This window comes from Amycolatopsis sp. H20-H5, assembly GCF_035828755.1.
In the GTDB taxonomy this organism is placed as follows: Bacteria; Actinomycetota; Actinomycetes; order Mycobacteriales; family Pseudonocardiaceae; genus Amycolatopsis.
In genome coordinates this window covers 1-6139 of the sequence record NZ_JAYMZS010000224.1, presented here as the reverse complement: position 1 = coordinate 6139, position 6139 = coordinate 1, and the positions used below count along the sequence as shown (strand labels likewise).

The following is a 6139-nucleotide window of genomic DNA, read 5'->3' as shown; positions in this document are numbered from 1 at the left end:
ACGGCTGCCTCAAAACCCACACCCACTACAACGAAAACACAGCCTGGGCACACCACACCACCACACAAACCAGACAAAACACCACCGCCGCTTGACAAACAAAACCCAGGGATGTCTTCAGGGGCACTAGACGTTACTTCTCCAGGATGGCCGTGACGCCCTGGCCGCCTGCCGCGCAGATGGAGATCAGGCCGCGGCCAGCGCCCTTCTCGTTGAGCAGCTTCGCCAGCGTCGCGACGATCCGTCCGCCGGTCGCGGCGAACGGGTGCCCGGCGGCGAGCGACGAACCGTTGACGTTGAGCTTCGCCCGGTCGATCGACCCGAGCGGCGAGTCCAGGTCCAGCTTCTCCTTGGCGAACGCCGGGTCCTCCCACGCCTTGAGCGTGGCCAGCACCTGCGACGCGAACGCCTCGTGGATCTCGTAGAAGTCGAAGTCCTGCAGCGAAAGGCCCGCCCGCGACAGCATCCGCGGCACGGCGTACGCGGGGGCCATCAGCAGGCCCTCATCGCCGTGCACGTAGTCGACGGCCGCGGTCTGCGAGAACGTCAGGTACGCGAGCACCGGCAGCTTGTGCGCCTTCGCCCACTCGTCGGTCGCGAGCAGCACGGTCGACGCGCCGTCGGTGAGCGGCGTCGAGTTGCCCGCGGTCATCGTGCCGCCCTGGCCGCCGTAGACGGGCTTGAGCTTCGCGAGCTTCTCGACGCTCGAGTCGCCGCGCAGGTTCTGGTCGCGCGCGAGCTTGAGGAACGGCGTGACCAGGTCGTCGAAGAACCCGCGGTCGTACGCGGCGGCGAGGTGCTGGTGGCTCGAAGCGGCCAGCTCGTCCTGCGCCTCGCGGGTAATCTCCCAGACCTTCGCGGTCAGCGCCGCGTGCTCGCCCATCGACAGCCCGGTGCGCGGCTCGGAGTTGCGCGGGATCTCCGGGACGATGTGGCCGGGGCGCAGCTTGGCGACCAGCTTGAGGCGGTCGCCCAGCGTCTTCGCCGAGTTGAGCTGCACGAGGATGTGGCGCAGGTCGTCGTTGACCGCCAGCGGGGCGTCGCTCGTCGTGTCGACGCCGCCCGCGATGGCCGAGTCGATTTCGCCGAGCGCGATCTTGTTCGCGACGGTGATGATCGCCTGCAGGCCCGTTCCGCACGCCATCTGCACGTCGGACGCGGGAGTGGCTGGCGAGAGCTTGCTGCCCAGCACGCTCTCGCGGGCGAGGTTGAAGTCCTTCGAGTGCTTCAGCACGGCGCCCGCGGCGACCTCGCCGATCACCTCGTCCTGCAGCGAAAAGCGGCTGACCAGGCCGTCTAACGCGGCCGTGAACATGTCCTGGTTCGACGCCTTCGCGTACGGGCCGTTCGAGCGCGCGAACGGGATCCGGTTGCCGCCGATGATCGCGACCTTGCGGACGCCGGGGCTCGCGACCTTGGGCTTCGCGGTACGACTGCGGGCCGGCTTCTCCGGTGAGGTCATGGCTTCCTCGCATTGGTCGACGGTGAAATGGGCCGGGCGTGATCTGCGACCCAGTTCGGAGTGTAACCTACTGGCGGGTAGGTTAGAGTGGTGAGTGACGCACACTGCACGGGAGGCATCCGATGGCTGACAGGTACCAGCAGTTCACGAAAACCCCGGTGGGGAAGTTCGTGGTGCCCAAGCTCGGCCTGCCGAATCCCGCCACGCTCCGCCGCTACAAGCCTGGCCAGCCCGCTCTCGAGGGTCCCGCACTCCTCGGCGCCGCGCCCGGCGGACGGCTCGAAAAGACACTGAAGGACCAACTCGCCGACGCGGGCATCGAGGTCGTCACCAGCCCTGTCGAGGGCAAGCACGCCGCGCTGGTCTTCGACGCGACAGGCGTCACGGACCCGAAGCAGCTTCGCGAGGTCTACAACTTCTTCCACCCCGTCATCCGCAGCGTCGGGTGGTCCGGCCGTGTCCTGGTCGTTGGCACCCCGCCTGAGCTGGTCGGCGGCCGCGAGCGGATCGCCCAGCGCGCCCTCGAAGGCTTCGTGCGTTCGGTGGGTAAGGAGCTGAAGCGCGGCGCGACCGCCCAGCTCGTGTACGTGGCCGAAGGCGCTGAAGAAGCCGCCGAGTCCACGCTCCGCTTCATCCTTTCGGCGAAGTCCGCGTTCGTCGACGCGCAGGTCATCCGCGTCGGCACACACGCCAAGACCGCCGAGGCTCCCGCGAACTGGGCGAAGCCGCTCGACGGCAAGATCGCACTGGTCACCGGCGCGTCCCGCGGCATCGGCGCGGCCATCGCCGAGGTGCTCGCCCGCGACGGCGCCCACGTCGTCGCCCTCGACATTCCCGCGCAGGGGGCGGATCTGTCCAAGGTGGCGAACAAGGTCGGCGGGTCGGCGTTGCAGCTCGACATCACCGCCGCGGACGCGCCGGACAAGCTCGCCGAGTACCTGACCACGCGCCACGGCGGCGTCGACATCGTCGTCCACAACGCGGGCATCACCCGCGACAAGACGCTCGGCAACATGACCGAGGGTGGCTGGGACTCGGTCATCGCGGTCAACCTGGTGTCGCAGCTCGCGGTCAACGACAAGTTCGTCGCGGACAAGGTCCTCAGGCCGAACGGCCGGATCATCGGCGTCTCGTCGATCGCGGGCATCGCGGGCAACGTCGGCCAGACCAACTACGCCACCAGCAAGGCGGGCGTGATCGGCATGATCGACGTCGGCGCCGACGAGCTCGCCGCGGTCGGCGGCACGATCAACGCCGTCGCCCCCGGGTTCATCGAGACCAAGATGACCGCTGCCGTCCCGCTGTTCATCCGTGAGGGCGGCCGACGGCTGGCGAGTCTCGGCCAGGGCGGCCTGCCGGTCGACGTCGCCGAGACGATCGCCTGGTACGCGAGCCCGGCGTCCGCCGCGGTCAACGGCAACGTGGTCCGGGTGTGCGGCCAGGCATTGCTGGGGGCATGAGAAATGGTGACCACTGAGCGCGCGCGCAGGCCGGCCGATAACACAGCGTTGCTGGGAGCATGACCATGGCGATCAAAGAGGTCCACGGCGCGCCCAATCTGGCGACGTTGTACCCGAAGGCCCTGCTCGGCGGGACCAAACACGGCGACAAGCTGCCCGACACCGAACTGGTCCGCAAGGACGTCGTCGTTGACCCTGCGCAGCTGGCGGCGTACAACGAGGTCTGCGGCTTCCGGCTGTCCGACGAGCTGCCCGCGACGTACCCGCACATCCTGGCGTTCGGCCTGCAGATGCAGCTGATGACCGAGCACGAGTTCCCGTTCCCGCTGCTCGGCATGGTGCACGTGGCGAACAACATCACCCAGAAGCGGGCGATCCGCCTCGACGAGACGTTCACCCTGAAGGTGTACGCCGAGAACCTCCGCCCGCACGAGAAGGGGCGGCAGTTCGACGTCCTCAGCGAGCTGTCCCCGAGCGGCGCCGACGACGTCGTCTGGCGCGACGTGAGCACCTACCTGCGGCGCGACGAGTCCGGCACCGGCTCGTCCGGCCCGCGTGAGCAGCTCGCCGCGCCGACCCCGAACGCGATCTGGCGGATCCCCGCGGACATCGGCCGTCGCTACGCCGAGGTCTCCGGCGACCGCAACCCCATTCACCTGCACCCGCTGACCGCGCGCGCGTTCGGCTTCCCGTCCGCGATCGCGCACGGCATGTGGACCATGGCGCACGCGCTCGCGGCGTTCGAAGGACGCCTCCCAGACGCCTTCACCCTCGACACCCGCTTCAAGCAGCCCGTGCTGCTACCGGCGAAGGCCGCCTTCACCACTTGGCGGACCGGCGACGGCTGGGCGTTCGAACTGTGGAACGCGCGCAAGCCGAACCCACACCTCGAAGGCTCGATCACAGCAGTTTGATTGCCCCTGAAGGCCACCATCACGGCGTAAAACGCCGTGATGGTGGCCTTCAGGGGCAATGCATCAGCTCTCGGACGGCTTCCAGACCTTGCCCTCGACGAGGTCGTTGAAGCCGAGCCACACGAGGTTCATCAGCCAGGACGCGAGCACCCCGTCGGAGACGTCGGGGTGGTCCAGCGCCCAGTCGGCCAGGGACTCCGCGGCGCCGACCAGCGCGGCGGACAGCCCCTCACCGGAGAACTCTGCCTGCTCCCCGAGCCCCTTCTGGGTGCCTGCGGAGACCACGAGCGCGGCGACCAGCTCGATCGCGCGGGTCCGCATGTCGGTGATCTCGGCGGCGAACGCACCGCCGACGGTCAGCGCCTGGCGGTGCAGCACCGTCCACGACTCGCGGAAGTCGGCGACGAACCGGTAGAACGAACGCAGGCCGTGCCAGAGCTGCATGTCCGGTGGCAGGTCGGGCTTGACGCCCTCCTGGATCGCCTCCAGCAGCCGGGTGGCCTCACGGCGGATGCACTGGCCGAAAAGGTCTTCCTTCGAACCGAGGTAGGTGTAGATCATCGGCTTGGACACGCCCGCGACCTCGGAGATCTCGTCCATCGACGCCGTGTGGTAGCCGTAGCGCGAGAACACCTGCACGGCGGCGTCCAAGATCTGCCGTTCCCGCACAGCGCGCGGCAGCCGCCTGGCCCGCTCGGTCGGGCGTTGTACTTCCTCGGTCACTCAGACCTCCCTTTACTCCGGAAGACGCTACCGGGGACCGAGGTAGGGAGGTGATTTCGACTCGCTTGCCCCCTTACCTACTGGCGCGTAACCTTACGTCCGAGTAGGTAACGCGGGAGGACGGATGGCGGACAACGCCGGGGTGACCAGCACCGATTCGGGTGCCGGGTTGGGTGGCTTGCGTGGCAAGCCACTGCTCGACGTGCTCGAGCGGATCGACCCGCTGGGCCCGGAGGCGCACGCCCTCGACATCAACCAGCTCGCCGACGCCGTCGATCCCAAGGACCTCGGCAAGGACGACTTCCGGCGGCTGCTCGCGGCGCTGATCCGGATGGCCGAGCTCGCGCCCGCGTTCGACCTGAGCAAGGTCGACCCCATCCGGTTCGCGAACCTGGTCTCGCGCGCGTCGCGTGCGCAGCTCGAGAGCGTCGTCTCCGAGCGGCTGCTGCGTGAGCGCGTCCTCGGCGAGATCTTCAATCGCATGGGCGCGCACATCCGCCCCGACCGCGCCCGCAACCTGCACGTCGTCGTCCACTGGCGCCTGGCGGGCGGCACCGGCGACGGCGGCTACGACCGCTACGAGACGGTCATCTCGCACGGCTCGTGCACGGTCGGGCGCGAGATGCGCGAGAAGCCCAAGGTGACCATCACCATCGCGCCCGCGGACTTCTTCCGGTTGATCACCCACCAGGCCACCCCGGCTGTGCTGTTCGTCACCGGAAAGATCAAGGTAAAAGGCGACCTCGCATTCGCGGCCGGGCTGATCGGATTCTTCGATCTTCCCAAACCGAGCTGACCGGCTACACTTTTTTCGTGCCCCGTTATTCGGATCCCAAGCCCTGGCGTGAGCGCCTGCGCGTTTCCCGTCCGCGTCGCCTCACCTCATCGCGGACACGCGGCACACACGTCATCAACGGCTTCGCCGAGAAGATCGACCTCACCCGCCTGAACCGCGAACAGTTCGTCCAGGTGCTGGAAACCCTGCACATGCTGGGCGACACCGGCGCCGGCATCGAACTGAGCTCACTGTCCACCCAGGTGCTGGTCGACATCGTCCGCCGCGCGTCGAAGGAACAGCTCAAGTCCATTGCCGACCACCCCGAGTTACGCGCGGTCTTCCTCGACGAGATATTCGCGAGAATGTCCCACCATTTCCTCCCCGAACGCGCGAAGCACGTCGACTTCGTCGTTTCCTGGCGCTTTTCCGACGGCGACGGCGAAGACGGTTTCGACCGTTTCCAGACGGTCATCGAGGACGGCGTCTGCGTCTCCAGCGCCGACCTCGCCCGGACCCCGGACACGACGATCACCGTGTCGGTCGACGACTTCATCCGCATGGCCACCGGCAACGCGGCGGTCGCGGCCATGTTCGTCACGGGCAAGGTCAAGGTGAAGGGCGAGTACGCCCCGGCGGTGCGCTTCTCGAGCTACTTCGACATCCCCAAGCCGTCCGGGGCCTAGTACTACAGGGCTAGATCTCTAGCATCTGGAGGCGGAGGCGTCGTCTGAAGTGGCTTCTTCGTGCGTCTGCCTGGTGTCCGCGTCGCCAGGCAGACGCACGGAGGCCCTGGTCGATGACG

At 67.9% G+C, this 6139-nt stretch carries 6 protein-coding genes; 4 read left to right on the top strand and 2 right to left on the bottom strand.

Annotation, left to right across the window (positions count from 1 at the left end; genetic code table 11):
• Positions 1-133: 133 nt before the first annotated feature.
• Positions 134-1462, bottom strand: coding sequence for an acetyl-CoA C-acetyltransferase (locus QMK34_RS46665; RefSeq protein WP_326421441.1), 1329 nt, complete (start codon positions 1460-1462; stop codon positions 134-136).
• Between the two features lie 122 nt (positions 1463-1584).
• On the opposite strand from QMK34_RS46665, the gene QMK34_RS46660 reads away from it, so the two are divergent.
• Together QMK34_RS46660 and QMK34_RS46655 are read left to right on the top strand one after the other, a co-directional pair.
• On the top strand, positions 1585-2922 hold the full coding sequence (locus QMK34_RS46660; protein WP_326421440.1) for a 3-oxoacyl-ACP reductase: 1338 nt from the start codon (positions 1585-1587) through the stop codon (positions 2920-2922).
• Positions 2923-2987: 65 nt separating this feature from the next.
• Complete coding sequence (locus QMK34_RS46655) at positions 2988-3836, top strand: MaoC/PaaZ C-terminal domain-containing protein (protein WP_326421439.1); 849 nt, start codon at positions 2988-2990, stop codon at positions 3834-3836.
• Positions 3837-3899: 63 nt separating this feature from the next.
• Here QMK34_RS46655 and QMK34_RS46650 read toward each other — a convergent pair whose 3' ends face one another.
• Positions 3900-4559, bottom strand: a complete 660-nt coding sequence (locus tag QMK34_RS46650; RefSeq protein WP_326421437.1) for a TetR/AcrR family transcriptional regulator — start codon at positions 4557-4559, stop codon at positions 3900-3902.
• 124 nt (positions 4560-4683) lie between these two features.
• On the opposite strand from QMK34_RS46650, the gene QMK34_RS46645 reads away from it, so the two are divergent.
• Entirely contained in the window at positions 4684-5355 is a 672-nt protein-coding gene (locus QMK34_RS46645; RefSeq protein ID WP_326421436.1) for an SCP2 sterol-binding domain-containing protein, read from the top strand.
• A gap of 113 nt (positions 5356-5468) precedes the next feature.
• Positions 5469-6020, top strand: coding sequence for an SCP2 sterol-binding domain-containing protein (locus tag QMK34_RS46640; protein WP_326421444.1), 552 nt, complete (start codon positions 5469-5471; stop codon positions 6018-6020).
• The last annotated feature ends 119 nt before the right edge of the window (positions 6021-6139 follow it).

Excerpts from the sequence above, each read along its gene's own strand:
- QMK34_RS46665 (WP_326421441.1), bottom strand. The coding sequence starts at position 1,462 with ATGACCTCACCGGAGAAGCCGGCCCGCAGTCGTACCGCGAAGCCCAAG.
- QMK34_RS46660 (WP_326421440.1), top strand. The coding sequence starts at position 1,585 with ATGGCTGACAGGTACCAGCAGTTCACGAAAACCCCGGTGGGGAAGTTC.
- QMK34_RS46655 (WP_326421439.1), top strand. The coding sequence starts at position 2,988 with ATGGCGATCAAAGAGGTCCACGGCGCGCCCAATCTGGCGACGTTGTAC.
- QMK34_RS46645 (WP_326421436.1), top strand. The coding sequence starts at position 4,684 with ATGGCGGACAACGCCGGGGTGACCAGCACCGATTCGGGTGCCGGGTTG.